The organism is Halobellus captivus, from assembly GCF_007655485.1.
Taxonomy (GTDB): Archaea; Halobacteriota; Halobacteria; order Halobacteriales; family Haloferacaceae; genus Haloquadratum; species Haloquadratum captivum.
This window is the reverse complement of sequence record NZ_VJXQ01000016.1, coordinates 827-2,853: the sequence shown is the minus strand read 5'-3', so window position 1 is coordinate 2,853 and position 2,027 is coordinate 827. Positions and strand designations below refer to the sequence as shown.

At 59.2% G+C, this 2,027-nt stretch carries 2 protein-coding genes; both read left to right on the top strand.

Annotated features, from left to right (window positions below; all coding sequences use genetic code 11):
• Window positions 1–606 (top strand): primase-like DNA-binding domain-containing protein (locus FJT57_RS16290; protein WP_238994040.1); only part of this gene is annotated, 606 nt, incomplete at its 5' end.
• Window positions 607–957: 351 nt separating this feature from the next.
• Window positions 958–2,027, top strand: a 1,070-nt coding sequence (locus tag FJT57_RS16500) for a phage NrS-1 polymerase family protein (protein ID WP_162524381.1), incomplete at its 3' end; no start/stop codon positions are given.

Sequence of the window (2,027 nt, the reverse complement as noted above, 5' to 3'; positions counted from 1 at the left end):
TACAGCTACGACCACGCTGCCGACGAGTACGTCGTATACGAGCACGGTGAGCAACACATCTACGAGACGAAATCGGCGTTCGAGAACGACTGGGTGCGTATCAAGAAGCCATTCGTCCCCGAAGCCGAACTCCCCGTACCAGACTACACACGTTCGACGTACGGCATCGTTATCCTTCACGATGAGGCGGAATCGGTCGTGTACGAAGACGGTGAGAAGCGGCCACTCTCGGCAATCACTGACGGGTCGCTCCGTCCGGTATCGCCCGAATCAGTGGCCGCTGACGAACCACCCAGTCAGACCGACCAGGCAGATGAGCCGGTCGAAGAGAAGCAGGAAGACCAATCGCCACCGTCGTTCGAATCGTTCGTCGACGAATATCTTGCCGAAGATGCGGATGGAGCCGTGCCGAAAGATGATGTATTCGATCTCTACAACGACTGGGCAGAAGCACATGGAATCGACGATCCGCTGAATAAGAGCTGGTTCACACGGAAGCTCAACACCCACATCGAGGTAGACTCCACGAAGAAGCGAATCGACGGGAAACCCGTCCCGCATTACACTGGTGTCCGCATCCGGTCTGAAGAGGACTTTCAGCTATGAAATGGACGTACACGGTCCAATTCCCGATATCATCGGGACTTCTTGAGACCTGTTCCACCCAAGCTGAATCATGACCTCATCCAATCAAATTCGTAGGTCGGAAATCACCCGACGGCGGCATGTTCCACCCAAATCCTCAATGGGTGGAACACCAACGAACTTGGCGGAATGGGTGGAACACGCTCACGTCCAGCGGTTTGCAACCAGCCATAGTGAGTGTTCCACCCAACAACCAACTAGGATAGAACGGGGGGTCCCCGTTGGGACCAAGGGATTGGATCGCGACGTACAGCAGAGAGCGTTCTGTGCTGGCTCAGAGCCAGTGAGAGCCATGCGAGGTGCTACGTGAGGATGAGTGAGCCTATGATCGGCGAGCCGGAGGCGGTTCCGGAGTCGTTACGCGAACGCGACCAGTGGGTGTGCTGGCGCGAAGAGAACCGAGACGGTAAACCGACGAAGATTCCGGTGACTCCGGGGGCTGGGGGGTTCGCGTCGTCAACAGAGTCGGAAACGTGGGCGAGTTTCGAGACAGCACTCGAGTACACCGAGACGAAGCACGCTGATGGTGTCGGGTTCGTGTTTACTGACGACGATCCCATCGTCGGCGTCGACCTGGACGACTGCCGCGATCCCGAGACAGACGACGTCGACGATACGGCGTTGGACATCATCGCACGACTCGACTCCTATACGGAGATATCGCCATCCGGCACCGGCTATCATGTCTTGATCACCGGCGAACTCCCAGACGGGCGGAACCGACGTGGAAGCGTCGAACTGTACGACACGGCACGCTTTTTCACCGTTACTGGCGACCACGTCGAGCGGACACCGACGCGCGTTGCACGTCGTCAGGACGCGCTCACAGCGATTCACCGTGAGTACGTCCAGGACATCGAGCGCGACACAGCATCCGAGTCCGAACAGCGTGGTGGCGCTGCCGCCCGGTCACCGACGACCGATGCAGCTGACGTTGACGTCGACCTCGAAGACGAGGACCTCCTCGAGAAAGCGCGAAACGCATCGAACGGCGAGAAGTTCGAGCGGCTCTGGAACGGGAATACGGTCGGCTACGACAGTCAGTCCGAGGCCGACATGGCGCTATGCTGTTTGCTGGCGTTCTGGACCGGCGGCGACCGGACCCAAATGGAGCAGCTGTTCCGCCAGTCGGGATTGATACGGGAGAAGTGGGACGAGGTCCACTACGCTGACGGGTCAACGTACGGCGAGAAGACCATCGAGCGAGCGATTGCAACCACGTCGGAGTTCTACGACCCGGACGCCAGCGACGACGTCGCAGATCCCCACGGCACACCAGACGGTGTCGCAGCTGGCGGGACGCCTGACGAGGCAGACCGGAGTCGTGCGTACCTGACGGAGAAAAACCGCTTGTTGAGCGAGCGCGTCGACGAACTCGAGGA